General features: G+C 44.0%; 9 protein-coding genes. 3 read left to right on the plus strand and 6 right to left on the minus strand.

The window, feature by feature from the left end; genetic code table 11:
* Positions 1 to 92 precede the first annotated feature (92 nt).
* Positions 93 to 989: a metal ABC transporter permease gene (locus OSC7112_RS17605; protein WP_015177172.1), complete on the minus strand. Its 897-nt coding sequence runs from the start codon at positions 987 to 989 to the stop codon at positions 93 to 95.
* 404 nt (positions 990 to 1,393) lie between these two features.
* Complete coding sequence (locus OSC7112_RS17610) at positions 1,394 to 2,203, minus strand: metal ABC transporter ATP-binding protein (protein ID WP_015177173.1); 810 nt, start codon at positions 2,201 to 2,203, stop codon at positions 1,394 to 1,396.
* Positions 2,204 to 2,305: 102 nt separating this feature from the next.
* Between OSC7112_RS17610 and OSC7112_RS38300 the strand changes: the two genes are divergently transcribed.
* On the plus strand, positions 2,306 to 3,691 hold the full coding sequence (locus tag OSC7112_RS38300) for a metal ABC transporter substrate-binding protein (RefSeq protein WP_015177174.1): 1,386 nt from the start codon (positions 2,306 to 2,308) through the stop codon (positions 3,689 to 3,691).
* A 174-nt stretch (positions 3,692 to 3,865) separates the two neighbouring features.
* Here the strand turns inward: OSC7112_RS38300 and OSC7112_RS17620 are convergent, their stop codons facing one another.
* Genes OSC7112_RS17620 through OSC7112_RS17630 form a run of 3 tightly spaced genes read right to left on the minus strand, consistent with a single transcriptional unit; the run spans position 3,866 to position 10,842 of the window.
* The gene (locus tag OSC7112_RS17620; protein ID WP_015177175.1) at positions 3,866 to 7,534 is read right to left on the minus strand and encodes a helicase-related protein; all 3,669 of its coding nucleotides are present in this window, start codon (positions 7,532 to 7,534) and stop codon (positions 3,866 to 3,868) included.
* Positions 7,524 to 10,559, minus strand: a complete 3,036-nt coding sequence (locus OSC7112_RS17625) for a hypothetical protein (protein WP_015177176.1) — start codon at positions 10,557 to 10,559, stop codon at positions 7,524 to 7,526. Before OSC7112_RS17625 ends, OSC7112_RS17620 begins: the two co-directional genes overlap by 11 nt.
* Before the next feature lie 13 nt (positions 10,560 to 10,572).
* Positions 10,573 to 10,842, minus strand: a complete 270-nt coding sequence (locus OSC7112_RS17630) for a YciI family protein (RefSeq protein WP_071883992.1) — start codon at positions 10,840 to 10,842, stop codon at positions 10,573 to 10,575.
* Between the two features lie 161 nt (positions 10,843 to 11,003).
* On the opposite strand from OSC7112_RS17630, the gene OSC7112_RS17635 reads away from it, so the two are divergent.
* Positions 11,004 to 11,576: a Uma2 family endonuclease gene (locus tag OSC7112_RS17635; protein WP_015177178.1), complete on the plus strand. Its 573-nt coding sequence runs from the start codon at positions 11,004 to 11,006 to the stop codon at positions 11,574 to 11,576.
* A gap of 261 nt (positions 11,577 to 11,837) precedes the next feature.
* Here OSC7112_RS17635 and pheT read toward each other — a convergent pair whose 3' ends face one another.
* Complete coding sequence (gene pheT / locus OSC7112_RS17640; protein WP_015177179.1) at positions 11,838 to 14,300, minus strand: phenylalanine--tRNA ligase subunit beta; 2,463 nt, start codon at positions 14,298 to 14,300, stop codon at positions 11,838 to 11,840.
* A 533-nt stretch (positions 14,301 to 14,833) separates the two neighbouring features.
* On the opposite strand from pheT, the gene OSC7112_RS17645 reads away from it, so the two are divergent.
* A complete protein-coding gene (locus tag OSC7112_RS17645; RefSeq protein ID WP_015177180.1) occupies positions 14,834 to 16,465 on the plus strand; it encodes a serine/threonine-protein kinase in 1,632 nt (543 codons plus the stop codon).
* The last annotated feature ends 94 nt before the right edge of the window (positions 16,466 to 16,559 follow it).

Here is a 16,559-nt window from a genome sequence, read left to right on the forward strand (position 1 = left end):
AGCTTTTTTGAACCGCAGATGCACGGGGATTAACGCAGATTTTTAGGGAAAATTGCTGTGGCGTCGCTGAAGTGTTACTAGAAACTTCATTGTTATCGGCCTTTGGTTAAATTTTTTAATTCCCGCCAGATTGGAGGAATTTGGCCGGAGTGTGTGCGGGGCTGGGTGAGGATTCCTTGAGTGGGACTGAACAGCAATGATAGCACAAATAATCCCGATGCAACTAAAACTATTGCGGGGCCGGATGGTAAGTTATAAAAGTAGCTGAGATACATTCCGCTAATGCTGGAAATAACTCCGATTATTGCACCTAAAATCATTACTTGGTGCAGGCGAGTGACTAGGAGATAGGCGGTACTTGCGGGTGTAATTAATAGGGACAAAACTAGCACTACGCCAACGGCTTTGAGGCTGGCAACTATTGTGAGGGCGATGAGTACCATCAGTCCGAAGTTGAGCAGGTTTACTGGCAAACCTGTGGCTTGCGCTCCTAATGGATCGAATGTGTAAAATAGCAGTTCTTTGTAAAAGAATACTACAACTAATAAGACTGCGGCGACTATGACGGCTGTGTCGATCGCATCTTCGAGAGTAACGCCGAGGATATTGCCGAAAAGAAAGTGGTTGAGGTCTATTTTGTTGTCTTTTTGGACGATCGTAATTAGGGTGATGCCGAGGGCGAAGAATGCCGAAAATACGATGCCCATTGCCGCGTCTTCTTTGATTGTCGATCGAGCTTTGATCCAAGCTATGATGACTGTACTCAAAACTCCGGCAATGAAGGCGCCGACAAAGATATTTGCTCCCAGGATAAATGCGATCGCCAATCCGGGCAAAACCGAGTGGCTGATGGCGTCTCCGAGCAAGGCCAGCCGCTGTACCATTAGGTAGCTGCCGACGATCGCGCAGACGATGCCGACGAGAATGGCAATTACGAGCGATCGCTGCATGAATCCGTACTGTAACGGCTCAATTAAGGTTTGTATCATAAAATTATCAAATCACAGCTAACTAATGAATAACAACCAAACTAACCCGGTTTGAGCTGAGATGTTGCACCATTCTCCATAAGCTTTTTAGGAACAGGAAAGATGCCTGTGAAGCGAGAAAATTCACTTTTTGTGGAACAGGCATCTTGCCTGTTCTGGAGAATGGTGCAAGATGTGAGTGCGATCCTAGATTTATCGTTGTCCAATTCAAGATTATCAAAAAAACCTGATTCAAGAGTGTAACTCCTAGATTAATGACCGAGAATTTCAAATGTGGTACCCGCCACGTGATTTATCCGTGGAATCAATCCAAAATCGAAAATCCTCAAGAAAGAGCATTTATCTCGCGCAAGTCAATCTAAAATCTAAAATCTCAAATCTAAAATCGATTGACTGCTGGCTAATCAAGCTGCTTGTCCGGCAAAGAACATTACTTGTCCGCCGTAGGCGCGGTAAAGGTTTTCTTGGGTTAGCACTTCTTGGCGGGAACCAGCGGCAATCAATTCTGTATTGAGCAAAATTAAATCATCAAAATTGGTGATTGATTCGCCTAAGTCGTGGTTGACTACTAAGACGATTTTCCCGGCATTTGCTAGCTGGTGGAATATCTCAAAAATGATATTTTGAGTTTTTTGGTCAACGCCGACAAACGGCTCGTCAAAGCAGAAAATAGCGGCTTCTTGGGCTAAGGCTCTAGCTAGAAATACTCGCTGTTGCTGTCCGCCGGAAAGTTGTCCGATCGGTCTATCTTTGTAAGCACTCATGCCTACTCTTTCTAAGGCATCGGAGGCAGTGCGGCGGCTAGCTGCCGAGAAGCGGCGAAACCAGCCGGCTTTTCTGACTCTTCCCATCATCACGACATCCCAAACGGTGGCGGGATAGTTCCAGTCTATTTGCGATCGCTGGGGCACGTAAGCTACTGTTTCGAGTCGATCGGCGATCGCTTCTTCGCCCCAGGTAACAGTGCCGCGAGCTGCAGGAATTAAGCCCAACATTGCTTTGATCAGCGTGCTTTTTCCGGCACCGTTGGGCCCAATAATACCCGTCAGCCTTCCCGGTTTGACAGAAAGACTGATATCTCTGAGTGCTTCTACCGTGCGGTAGTTTACTGCTAAGTGCTTAACAGTGATAATTTCAGTGTCGGTAGCGGCGTCTTTGAGGTGGCAAACCATTTGAGACCAAGGATTCTCGTTGGACAAGGCGGCGGTATTCATGGGGGTGACTCTATCTCCTTTTTATTAAGTTTACTGTAAAAATGAAAAGAATATGAAATCATCGGTAAATAGGAATAATCTGGAACGCAGGAGAGGTAGATAATGGGACAGTGCAAGCTCGAAACCCCTCAAACCATAGGTTTTGTGGCGAAAATCTCAAGTCGGTTAAAACTCAGATGTTGCACCATTGTCAAGAACGGGCAAGATGCCCGTTCCACAAAGAGTGAGTTTTCTTGTGGGGTTGGCATCCTGCCCGTCAAGAACGGGCAAGATGCCCGTTCCACAAAGAATGAGTTTTCTCGCTTCACAGGCATCTTGCTTGTTCCCAAACAAGTAATTGAGAATGGTGCAAGATGTGAGTTAAAAGCGAAGAGTGACTTTTCTTGTGGGGTGGGCATCCTGCCCGCCCGTCCAAGACTTATTGAGAATGGTGCCAGATGTCAATTAAAACCGACGGCAATTGTGAAAAAATCCGATAAAGGGAAGTTTCGCGGTGAGTCGGGGATTGAAACCGCCGCCCCTGGATTGGACAAGTCCAAGGTATTTTGGATTAGAACTATTGCCTGCGGCATTTTGACTGTGGGTTTATTTAGTTGTGCTCCAGCGCAGGGCGATCGCCTATCTGCAGAGGCAGATGCTAAACCCAAGGTAGTTGCTACCAGCACAATTATTGAGGATTTGACCGATCGAGTAGCGGGAGGCGAAATTCAGCTAACAGGAATTTTGCAGCCGGGAACCGATCCTCACGTTTACGAACCAGTGCCAAAAGATTCTCAAGCTTTAGAAAAAGCTAACTTAATTTTGTATAACGGTTACAATTTGGAACCGGGATTAATTAGGATGATGAATGCCGCCGGAATTAAGGCGCGGAAATTAGCAGTGGGCGAAGTTGTCAAGCCTTTGCTACTGAATAAAGAAGGCAATACCGTACCAGATCCGCACGTTTGGGGAAATGTGGAAAATGTAGTTCAAATGGTGGAAGCGATTCGGGATGCGCTAATCGAACTCTCGCCGGAAGATCGGGAGAAGTTTACGCAGAATGCTGTGAAACTTACTGAAGAGTTAAAACGTTTGGATAGTTGGATCGAACAAGAGATTAAAACTATTCCCGAAAATAAGCGCAAATTAGTCACAACTCACGATGCTTTTCAATATTACAGCCGCGCCTACGGATTGGGAATAGCTGACAGTTTGATCGGGATTAGTACGGAGGAACAACCGAGCGCTCAAACGGTGCAAAAGTTAGTAGAATCGGTGAAAGCTGCGGGAGTGCCTGCTATTTTTGCGGAGACTACAATTAACCCGCAACTGATTAGAACAGTGGCGGAGGAAGCGGGGGTGAAATTGGCGGCGCAGCAACTTTATTCCGATTCGATTGGGGCGGCCGGAAGCGAGGGCGATTCTTATGTGAAAATGATGTCGGCTAATACTCGCACCATCGTCGAAGCTTTGGGTGGGAAATACACGCCGTTTGAAGCTAGCAATTAGCAAGTAGGATGCCCCGGAAGAGTTTTATTTTCTCTGCGGGGTAACAGCTAACTGATAGCCGTTTCAAACAAGAATGCAACTGTAGGTAAACTCCAAACCCCGATAGTCATCCTTGATTCCCAATCTAAAATCTCAAATCTCAAATCTAAAATTGTATGACGCACCCTACAAGTTTCAGTTTACCTGCTTCGACAAAATTAAATTAAGCACGTTCAATTCGTTGGAACTTAAAAGATATTTATCTGTAAAAATCTTTTCTCGGCTTTGTTCTAAACTGTAGCTTCTAAACACGATAAACGGGAATTCGTGATACTTGTGTCCGATCGGCATTACACTGTCTATAGGGTAGGTCGATCGCACGCAAGCCGACAAAATATCCCGAAACCGCGTGTCTTCCGGTTCTTCCAGCTTGCTGTCAGCAAAATACTCCTGCATTTCCTCCCCGCTAACGAAGGCAAACAGCGGTATGGCATAATAGCGATCGAACTGCTGACTCTGCTCTTCAAAATACTGAGTTTTCTCCACATCGCCGTTGAGAAATTGCAAAAGCTCGATCGCACCGCCTCTTATAGCCGATCGTACATTCTCCGGGGACGAATCGCTATCCCTAATCCGATACATTTTGTCCAGCAACTGATTATCTACACATTTCTGAATTTCCCGATGTAGCCGCATCTGGTATTTTTCCAGCAAACTTTGATTAGCTAGAGGTACTACCAACAAACTACCACAAACATGACCAATCTCTAGATTATCATAACTCAGCAAACCATCCAGCGGATTGCACTTATCCAAAAACTTACGATTAAAATCCTCCCGCATTTCTAGATAGGAATCGCCCTTTTGACGAGACTTATCATAATTTGTCAGAACGAACTCCCCGCGACCTAAAAGCTCTTCCAGACTCGTATAAACCTCCTTTAAAAACCTATCTCCTCGGTAGCTTTCGCTTTTTAATGTCTTAATTAGAGCAGCCATTTTGCTGCTAAAAGTATCCCCTACTGCGGAAACCGACTTACCGCCAATCGGAATCATCAAAAACTTTTCCCTACCTAAATAACCGTATCCCGAAATTCGCGTCATCACCGCCGTCTTGAGAATTAGCAATAAATTCAACAAACTCAATTTGCTTTCTTGCAGGGAAAGTTCCGCATCATCAGCGTAATAAACTGCGGTATCAGATAGGTAAAAAACCAATTGTTTGTCTTCACCATCAAGGGTTTTACCGTTCTCATCTTCCCCGCGTCCCCGATAAATCACCTGTATGACTTCCATCAGATTTTTCTCAATCTGAAAGCGGGGAATATCAACTAAAATATGCTTAGTCTTCGGGAAAGAAAGTCCACGACTTCCCGATGCAGTCATAAAGATTACTTTAGCTGTATTTTTGTATTTCTGTATTTTTTCTTTCTCCTCTTCCGAGATATTCGCGTGAATTTCCAGATAACCGGTAAACTGCTCAAACTTTTCGCGACTAGCTTTAATTTTTTCAATTAATTCTGCCAATCTTTGCTTGTTTTGAATGTATACTATAATTTGTTCCACACCGGGGATTGCTAATCGCTGATTGATATCCTCAATTATTTCAGATTGTACCCGGTTTACTAAATTACTATTCTGTTTTAAAGGCGCATTTTCACTGTATTTAACAGTTTCGACAAATACCTTGTAAGTTATCTCTAAACTGCGCGCCGGGTAGGAATTCGCATTAATCACCTTGGCAGCTAGATTGTTATATTTAAAAGGAATAGCTTGTAAAGGTTGAATTTCTTCCGAATCTTTCGCTAACTTTTTAAAATAGATTTTGTCCGGTTCCGGTGACGTGTTATCAAGGTGCTGTTTAATCACATCGCAGTCCACAATCGAAGCATCTGCGACAATAATTTTAGTATTAAAGCCGTGTTCTCGCTTGTGCAACTCATGTTTTTTGACAATCTTGGCAATTCCGGCTAAAAACTCAACGCCACCATCATCTCCCGTAATTTCATCTATCATAATGAAAATATGTTTGATGCGACTGGATATTTCTTGCATCTTAGCGGAAATGACCCGTTTGTCCCGTTTATTGTAAGTATCTTGAAAAATTTTATCTAAATGCTCTAGGGTATTTTTTCGGTTTTCTTTCATCTTCACCGATTGAATAGAAACGGTAGCTACGATATTATTAGATACCTGGGCATTTATCAGCGCGTATATACCTTCGCAAATGCTCTTAAGCACTCCATTTCCTTTGGGATTAATGGGTTTAATTACTGTTTCTCCCTTTTTTTCAAGTTCTGATTGATGATATTCCGTCCTCTTAATTTCTGAATCATCCTTGAGGAAGCGAACAGCTTTTTTTGTCAAATCTTCGCGATATTTATTCGATGCGTACTTGACGGTACAGTGTCCTGAATTACTTTTGATGATATCGGCGTTAGTGTTGATACAAAATAATCGATCGTTGCACAGCAAACCCGTATTTTTATCTTTGAATTTTTCGATAATATCTAAGTTTACTTGCTTGCGGGGACTGACGTAGAGGAATAAGAAACCGTCGTCGATATGGGTTTTGAGGAAATTGGCGATCGCAGTTGTTTTCCCAATTCCCGGATTCCCCGTCAAAAAGATATAAGTTTCCTCAGATTGAAGCGCTTTGACAATCAATTGAGCGTGAGCATTTCTCAGATGTAATCCGCGATCGATTTGCAAATCATCTGCCAGTTTATCTGATATAATATCTATGGAATTAGCAAAATTCTCGATCCGCTCTGTATTACATACAGGTGTAGAAATTTTGCCAATTGTTAACAAATCGCTGACAAACTTTTTGCCATTCTGAAAACTGTAACCTGCGTTAAGTTGGATCGCATCTAAAACTTCGGCGCGAGCATCGTTAATTTCTTTGTTTTTCGCTTCCTGCTGATAAATTTTGGCACAAGTCGCCAAGATGTCAATTTTATCACTGCGGAGGGAAATTGCGCTGATTGTGCGATCGCTATAACCGACAACATTCAACAAAACCTCAGCATCATGAGGAATAATACCAGTTGTTTGCAGAAAACCGTAGAAGCTGTGAGCGTAGCTACCCGCCTGAATCAACTTAGCGCTTTCCTTATCCTTATACTTAAAAGCCGTAAAATAGCGTTTTAAATCCTCCGAGAAATCAACACCTAAAGTGCTAGTATCGATTCGCAGATTAGAAAAAACACTTTTCGATCGCAAATAGTTAATTTCTCCGATCAAAGACTTACGCATCACCTCTATTTCGTTGAGATTATCGATTCTTTCCGAAGTCAACGGGGGAGTAAACACAGATAAATCAACGCACAGAATTCTAAAATCCTTACCATTCTGTAACAAAATCAAGGTATCAGCTTGCAAAAACTCGCCTTTTTTCTTGTAGCGGCGGATGTAGGAGTTAATCTCATCGTCTGAGAAATTTGGCTGCGCTGTTTCAAACTGAGATAATACCTTCTTAAACGCTTTAAAAACTTCTGTCTCCTCGTCATTCTGGGTTCTAATACTGTTAGCACAACTCAAACTGCACTGAAAATACAAGATTTGCGATAACCTTAAAGTCCAGCCCGTAGATGTGAGATACTCCCGGAAGAAATTCAACCCACCAATAAAGCCTTTTTGGACAAAAAATCGACTCCACTTCTCAACAATTTTAGCATCCAAACTACCGAGGAGATTAGCTTCCCTAGTTATTTCCGCCATCATCTTTGGCAATTCTAGTTTCTGCAAATCGAGACGGTAGGAATCTCCGAAATTGTGAGCTATATTTTCACGCTGAATATACGCCAGAATCCCAATATTAAATCCCACCTCAAACAGCCGTCCAAAATCTTCACCAATCATGATTAATACCTCCGTTATCCACATTCAATACTTCTCTTACCTTATTCAAAAATGCCAGGGAATTAAAATCCGCACTACCCCTACCATGACTAAATATAGACAAAGCACCAACCGATTCATCGCCAATAATTCGCTCGTATGGGTCAAGTTTTAAACTAATATTGTGACGAGCTTCATACCGAGAAAAGTGGAATATTGTTAGATAATGTAGCAAAGTATTTTTGATTGCACCATCATAAATCAAACCTTCACGAATATCTTGATCGTCTAGGATACCTTGATAGATATTCAACAGAGTAGAGTAGGAAATGACACCGTTATAAAAGTTCTTTTCCTCCCTGACTCTAATTCCGTTAAACAAGTTGAAAAACATCACAGCTTGCTGACTGGTATCTGCAAACAAGCTTTCAAGCTCCATTGCATCCTGAATGTAAAAGGATTTTCCTTTATCGCCTAGGAAACTGCGGACATAGTATTTGTCAAAGAATATCGGATAAATTTTGATATCCCGCCGCTCTCCCTTCAAAGTTCGGAGCAATTTTTTTGACATGAAAGATAATTCCTCATCTTCCTCAGTCTGAGTAATATGCAGTGTACTCATGTAAGGTGCTTGCGAAATATATGCGAAATTCCGATATCCTTGCTGATAAAGCTGGCTCATGACATCTTCAAGGATTAACGGCTCAGAATAAAGACGGCTGACACTGTAATTCTCGGAAAGTGTTTTCAGCATTTCAACTTGAATTGTACTGTCATCTAGGCGATTGATTCCGACAATTTCTCCGATTAAGCTGGCTTGTCTTTGGAAGCGGTTTTGATTGCTTCTTTTCGCATCACTATCCCGGCTGGAAACGACAATAATTGCTAACTTGTCTAATTCGGGAGCTAGCAGCACATTGTCGTTGAAGCGAAACTTTTTAGGAAGGATTGAATACAGGGAACTCAAGCCGTTACGAATTGTGAAACCATTGGGAGTTTTTTTAATCCGAAATCCTTGAGAAGTTGAGCGTTGTTTTTCACTCAAAATATGAGACAATGTTTTAGAAAGGTTAGCCATAAACACTTCTGACGGCGAAGGGTGATTGTGGTCGCCTTCGTGGAGCCTCACCATCGGAATAAACAAGTTATCTGCAGTGTTTTCGAGCAATATCCTCAGACAGATATAGGACAGCAGCAACATGGTAAACTTATAGACAAAAGCCGCCGCCGGTTGTAAACCTGTATCGCCACTGTCCAGTCGTCGGTTGTTATACCGGAATAACAGCAACTTATACTGTTTGAAAAAATTGTTATATGCACTCATCCGACTTTCTGGAACTGAAGCTACAGGCAAAATATCAACATCTTTGATATTATATTCCATGCTGAAATTTTGGCGTTCATCAGTCGGGAAATACCGGACATCTTCGATGCTGATATTGACTGGTAGCTGACAAATAGATTTTTCATCGACACTAGGTTCTTTGACGGTAATATAATGAAGCGTTTGCTTGTAATTTCGCTCCATAATCTCATTAAAAAATTTACCATTAGTCAAAATATTGTCAATATCTTCTACCAGACCTATTTTGAGGTTTACGTGTCGCGTTTCTGTGCGGGTTGGCAAAATTGTCTGACGTTCCAGAAAGCCTCTAAGCATTTTTCTCAGATGCGTAATTTTGTGTTTTATGTTAAACTGATTAAGCCCTTTAATAAAGTTGCGAAAAAGCTCTTTTTTATCCTCATCGTTAGAACCTTGCAAAACGGGCAATACTCTTTGTTCAAATATGGCTTTAGGCTGATGATTTAGTTCAGATTCCGGATCGTAATTTTGTGCTAGTGGGTTATTGCGGGAAGCAAGCACAAAATAGTAAAGCAATGCTATTTTTAACAGTTTGCGGACGAAGGTTTCGGGATTAGAATCTTCATCAAATTCTGCTTGATGTTCTTCACTGTCGGGATTTAGCAGGTTCAGATAATACTCAAATACATCTTTTCCACCGCGCGCTTGAACTGAGTTATCAAATTTTATTTTGAGGCCAAAGATAAACTTACGTTCGTTACGAGAATTGTCCGTACTTTCTCCCAAGTAACCTGATACAATGGGAATAATTGGCAGTGCATCTAAAAATTCGGATCGGGCAAATATATCTCGATAATTAACTCGAACACCAGCATAATTAACTTCGTACTCGCCATCGGATTTAGTTGGGTCGTTGATGTATTCTTCTATCAATCTGAGGCGGCGAATCAAGTCTTCTAAATAGATGATGCCTACAGTATCTGTGCTGCTAGCGCGGATGTGTTCTAGCAGGTATTCCAAGTAGGTAATTTTAGCTTCTTTTTGAATTTTGCCGAGAGTTTCTTTGTCTACCAGTCGGATTAATTTGTGAAAATCCGAGTCGGGATTTTTAACAATCTCATCAAGACGGTGGTTAAGGTCTTCTTTCTCACTGCTAGTGTCGGCATTTTCATTGATATAATTTTGCAAACCCTGCTTGAGTTCTTGTGCAAAAATATCAGTATTTCGGACGGTAACGGTCAATTTATGCAATTTTAAAGCCGCATGGCTTCCAGTACCTCGGCTTTCCAAAGTTAGCCTTTCTTTTTCTAAAGAAGGGTGGCGGGTGTCAAAATCGTATTTAAAGCCTAACTCTTTGCCGTTTCCCCGAAAAGATGGTGAGTCTAAGGGACTAATCAAATTAGCGACAAAGCTTTCGATAGAAGTGTTTGGGGGCAGTTTTAATTCTAAATGTTGCCGCAAAAACTCTCTAATCTCTTTGACTTGACTGCCAAAATGCTCTTCAATTTCCGGCGGTAAGTTAACAGTAGCAGAATCTGCTTGAGGTTCAAAAGAACCCAAGGGTTGCCGCACTTGCTTGCGGGAAACATCCGCAGCAATGGCATCAATATCAATGAGCAAGCGGCGGTTGTCTTCTGATACGCTAAACGGGTTCTTTCCCTGCAAAACTTCTAAAATCTTGTCCAGCAAATCGCCATAGTCCACTGGAACTAAATCGCTGTCACCCAATGTTAAGCTGTTCACCCTGTTAACCCCTTCAAAAAGCTTGAATCCACTCTTTCACGTCGTACTCAGTCCAAACCCCATTTACCCAATAAGGATCGGCTTCCACTAATTCTCGCACGGCCGCCTCATCTTCCGCTTCGTAAATTGCAAAAACTTTTGTTAAATCTTTGGTTGGCCCGATCGTACTTAATACTCCCGATTCCTTCTGCTTAGCCAATCCGGCTAAATGAGCGTCTCGAAACGGAGCGCGTTTTTCGATAACGTCTTCGCAGTAACTTCCCCACATCACATATTTGGTCACGGTTTTGAGCCTTAGATGAATTTGTTTAAAAGTTATTGTACAATAGGAGTAACAGGATTTAACGAAAATTTTAAGGATTAAGATTAATTAACCGCAGAGGGCGCAGAGGGCGCAGAGGAAGAGGGGAAACAGAGATGATTCTTAGATAGGAGAAGATTGCTATGACTTTATTAGACATTCGTTTGTTGACGGTTCAAGAGTATCACCGTATGGCCGAAATTGGGATTCTTGACGAAGATGAACGAGTAGAATTACTAGCAGGACAGATAGTCAAGATGGCAGCAAAAGGAACAGCACACGGTGCAGCGATTGCGCGCACGAAGATATTACTGGATAACCGTTTAGGAGAGCAGATTTTTGTGCGGCTGCAAGACCCGGTTCGGCTCAATAATTACTCTGAACCAGAACCAGATATTTCTGTAGTCATACCCGATCCACTTTACTATGAAGACCACCATCCAACTCCCTCAGAAATTTATCTGATTATTGAAGTTGCCGATACAACCCTGAGAACAGATTTGGGGATTAAAGCGACTATTTATGCTCAGTCGGGAATTGCTGATTATTGGGTTTTGGATGTTAATAATCGGCAACTCCACGTTTTGCGAGAACCGAGTCAGGATGGTTATCAAAGTATAGTAGTTCTTGGGGATGATGCGAGCATTTCTTCTTTGCAGTTTCCCGAGATTTCCTTTATGGTTCGGGATATGTTGCGGCCGTTGGTGTCAATTTAATTAACGTTAAAAATTGAGTCCGGCAGGGGTTGAAACCCCCGCCTCAAAGCTGAAGTCCTCTCAAGAGGACTGAAGAGTTCATTAGTTAGAAATTATGCACTTTAGACGGTTTTATTGCAAGAATTTGAGATTCTTCGCTTTGCTCAAAATGGCAAATTTACCTTGTAATCCGTAAATCTTATTAGTCCTCTTGAGAGGACTTTAGCTTTGAGCCAGGGAATTCATTCCCTGGCGGTTTCCATTGGTTAGTAGCGGCCTATTTTAGCTTCTCAAACTAACGCCGAATTTCTCTACTAAAACATCGCGCACTTTTTGTTGTGCCGGTTCGACATCGGTTTCGCTCAAAGTTCGATCGCCCGCGCGGTAAATTAACCGAAAAGCCAAACTCCGCTGTCCCGCCGGCACGTTGTCGCCCCGATATTCGTCGAACAATTCCACCGAATCCAGCAGACTACCCGCCGCCTTTTTCATCGCACTCTGCATCTCCACAACCGGAACTTCAACCGGTGCGAAAAATGCAATGTCTCTGTCGGAAGCGGGGAAACTCGAATAACCCGCAAACTTGCGAGTTAAGTTGCTGCATCGCCCTAATCCACCCAACAGCACCGCTAAATCTAATTGAAACACGTAAACCTGCTCGGGCAAATCCTTTTCTTGCTGCAATTGCGGGTGCAACTGTCCGAAAACTCCTAAATGTTTCCCGTTTAACGATAACGCCGCCGTGCGGCCAGGATGCAAGCGCGTATTCGAGGAATCGCTTTGATATTCCACCGACAAACCCAACTCTTGAAATGCGCTTTCCAAAATACCTTTTGCCTCAAACCAACTCAAAGGTCGATCGCGCCCGGACTGCTGCCATTTCCACACAGTCGGATCGCCGCCGATAATCCCCGCCACTGCATCGGCTTCCTTCATTGTGGGGTGGGCATCCTGCCCGCCCTCTTCCTTCCAGAAAATGCGGCCGACTTCAAAACCGTTTAGCGCGCCATTTCCCTGTTCTAAATTGTACTGGAAAGCATCAATCAAACCCGACAGCATTTCTGTCCGCAAAGCCGAATACTCCACAAACAGCGGATTCGCCAGCACTACCTGATTGTCTCCCTCAGTTTTCACCAAAGAATAGTGCATCAACTCCGTCAAACCGGCCGCCCGAAAAGCCGATCGCACATTCCGAATTGCCGCATATTCTGCCGACAGATAACCTGGTTCCGTTTTGCTAGGCAAAGTATCGCAGAAATTGTCATAACCGTGGAGTCTGGCAACTTCCTCAATTAAATCAATTTCCCTTTCTAAATCGCGGTAGCGGTAAGGCGGCACAGTCACATTCCAAACCCGTTCTTTTTCCGTCGGAACAACTTCGCATCCCAAGGCTGTCAGAATATTTTTTACCTCTTCCGGTTCCAGATATTTAGAACCGCCCGTTTCTCCTCTTTTCAACTGCCCCAAAACCAGATTTACTCGGTCTAAACGCAATTCGAGCGATCGCGAAAAACTCAAATCATCGCCGGAACTCGCCGTTTTCTGAACCGTCGCAGTGCCTCCAGCCAACTCCAAAATTAGAGCTACAGCGCGGTTGCAGGCCGTCGCCAAGGCTGCCTGATTCACCCCCCGTTCGTAGCGGATCGATGCCTCGCTCCGCAAGCCTTGAGCGCGCGCAGAACGGCGAATCGTTGCCTGGTCAAAAATCGCTGCTTCCAAAACTAAATTTTGCGTTCCTTCGTGAACTTCCGTATCTTCGCCGCCCATTACCCCAGCCAAAGCAACAGGTTTGTCGCTAGCAGTAATTAACAGATTTTGAGCTTGCAAATTGCGGTTTTGTCCGTCCAAAGTTTTGAAGGATTCGCCTGTTTTGGCAAAGCGGACGCCGATGCTGATATCTTGAGTACCGGTGAAAGATTGCAGGCGATCGCGATCGAAAGCGTGCAGCGGTTGTCCCCATTCCAATAAAATGTAATTAGTCACGTCAACCACATTATTAATCGGCCGCACTCCCGCCGCCTGCAACCGCTGCTGCAACCAAGCTGGAGAAGCAGCAATTTTCACACCTTCAATTGCCGTGCCGATGTAAATCGGGCATCCTTGCGGTTCCGATATTTCTACTGCCAAACCAGGACTTTCTTTGCCCTCAATTGCAACACCGTTCGCTGCGGGAATTCTCAAACTCGCCCCAGTCAGCGCCGCCACTTCCCGCGCTACACCCACCATGCTCAAAGCGTCAGCACGGTTGGCAGTTGCTGTCAAGTCTAAAATCACGTCATCTAAACCCAAAAGCGGGCGAATATCGCTGCCCAATTCTGGATTTTCCAACTCAAAAATGTGAATGCCGGCTGACTCTTTAGCCAGTCCCAATTCTGCTAGAGAACAAATCATTCCTTCTGAAGGAACTCCCCGCAATTTAGCAGGTTTAATCTTTAAATCAATAGTCGATAAATAAGTGCCAACAACAGCGACAGGCACGTAAATGTCTGCCCTAGCGTTGGGTGCGCCGCAAACAATATTCAAAGGTTCTTCAGAACCCACATCCACTTGACAAACTCTCAATTTGTCTGCATTCGGATGCTGTTCGCAGGCGATGATTTTGCCCAAAACTACACCGCTTGCCCACGGGCGGCGGTCTTCGATTTCTTCCACTTCAAACCCTGCCATTGTCAGGGTTTCGGCTAATTCTTCCGGCGATATTGCCACATCCACCAATTCCCGGAGCCACTTTAGAGAAATACGCATAATTTAGTCAGTAGTGAGTTGTCAGTGCTCTGTAGTTATTAGTCATTAGTCGGCGCCGACGGGCTACGACTTTTGAGTCCCAGAATTTATTCGGGAAAGCTTTTCATAGCATACTAATTCAAATTTGTCAATACTATTAGGGTATACATCAGCAAAAACTAAGGATCTGCCCACAGGTGGATGGCGACTGGAGGATGAGTAGCATTCTCATTCAGAGAATGAGCTATGCTAGAAACATCTAACAACGCAAAAAGCACTTAAGTTTAGAAAGACTTTACACAAAAAAGGGCAACGTTAGCAAGTCTTTAAACTATCTTCAAGGATAATCAACCGAAAAAACTCACAGCAGCGAGATAATCAAAATAGGGAAAAGATATCGGCCTAAAAGACTTAGGTGCAATTCCAATTCGCAATCGAAGGCACGGCCTGCCGAAAACTGATAGATTAGTATGTCTACCAGAAGCAGGAACAGGCAATTTGTGCAGTCGAGCGACGCTGACAAGATCAGAACAACATAGGCAAACTCAATCAATATGAGCTACTGCGTAAATCCGGGCTGTCCCCATCCTCAAAACCCTGCTGACTCTATTCTCCAATGTCAGACCTGCGGTGCGCGGTTATTGCTGCGCGCTCGCTACCGAGTTATTGAACCGTTAGGACAAGGAGGTTTTGGAGCTACATTTCTGGCAAAAGACATCTCATTGCCCGGTCAACCGAGTTGTGTAGTCAAGCAACTGCGACCCAGTAGTTCGTCGCCGCGAGTTTTAGAAATGGCGCGGGAATTATTCAAGCGAGAGGCAAAAACCCTCGGCCAACTGGGCGACCACCCGCAAGTACCGAGGCTGCTAGACTATTTTGAAACGGAACAGCAATTTTACTTAGTTCAAGAGTATGTTAGAGGCTCGACTTTGAAACAAGAAGTCAAGCACTCAGGCCGTTTCAACGAATCGGATGTTAAAAATTTTCTATTAGAAATTCTGCCAGTAGTGCAATATATCCACAGCCAAGGAGTAATTCACCGAGACATCAAACCCGCAAATATTATTCGCCGAGTTCAAGACGGCCACTTAGTTCTGATTGACTTCGGAGCGGTAAAAGATCAAGTCAGCCAAACAATATTATTAGACCCCGCCGACCAAAGCGCCAACACAAAATTTTCAGTCGGCACATTTAGTTTTGCTCCCCCGGAACAAATGGCGCTGCGGCCGATATTTGCCAGCGACATCTACGCCTTGGGGATGACTTGCTTGTACTTGCTGACAGGAAAATCGCCCAAGGATTTAGATTTTGATGGAGTAACCGGCGAAATTGTTTGGCAGCCACACGTTCAGCTGAGTCCAAATTTTGCGCGGATTCTCGAAAAAATGCTGAAGCCGATGGTTGGTCACCGCTTCCAATCAGCAGCAGATGTCCTCAGAGCTCTCTCTGGCGAATTTGAAGACCCAAGTCTTGTCGATGGCTTGGCAACTCAATTCCACGGCTCTTCTCGTGCTGTTGAAGAACCGACAATATTTAATGACGAGGGTTCTTCGTGGTCACCGCCGAGGAGCAAAATTAATCAAGATTTACGATCGAACCACACCCGCCCTGGTAGAACTTCCTTCAGCCAATCTGGGAACACGGGGATGCAGCCCAGAGTTTCCCGTACTCTGGCTGAGTCGGGCAGAACTTTCGGAACGGTTGGACCTTCTAGCGACAATTTAGCAGCGTCAAAGCTATCGAAAGTTGCTCCTAAGTGGGACACCAACAGCGTGCGAGCGGCATACTTTAAAGGCAAGCGCGATTTTGCTGACTGCGAACTGTCTGGCCTGCAACTGCAAAAATTGCAGTTAGCGGGAAGTAATTTTTATCAGGCTAGGTTGGTGAAGGCAAATTTGCAAGCAGCGGATTTGTCGGGGGCGAATTTGGGTCACGCGAGGTTAATTCAGGCGAATTTGCGAGATGCTAATTTGACTGAGGCTTATTGCAGCACTGCCAATTTTGAAGGGGCGGATTTCCGAGGCGCTGATTTGACGGGGGCTTATTTGACTAAGGCGAATTTGCGGGGAGCAAATTTGTGCGGGGCGAATCTTACCAACGCTACAGTTTCTGATGAACAATTGGCAATGGCCAAGACCAATTGGCTTACTGTTAAGCCGGATGGCAAGCGAAGTTTTGGATTTTAAGCAGTCAGCAGTCATTAGTCAGCAGTCAGCAGTCAACAGTCAACAGTCATTAGTCATTAGTCATTAGTCATTAGTCATTAGTCATTAGTCAGCA

The sequence above is a fragment of the Oscillatoria nigro-viridis PCC 7112 genome (assembly GCF_000317475.1).
GTDB lineage: Bacteria > Cyanobacteriota > Cyanobacteriia > Cyanobacteriales > Microcoleaceae > Microcoleus > Microcoleus nigroviridis.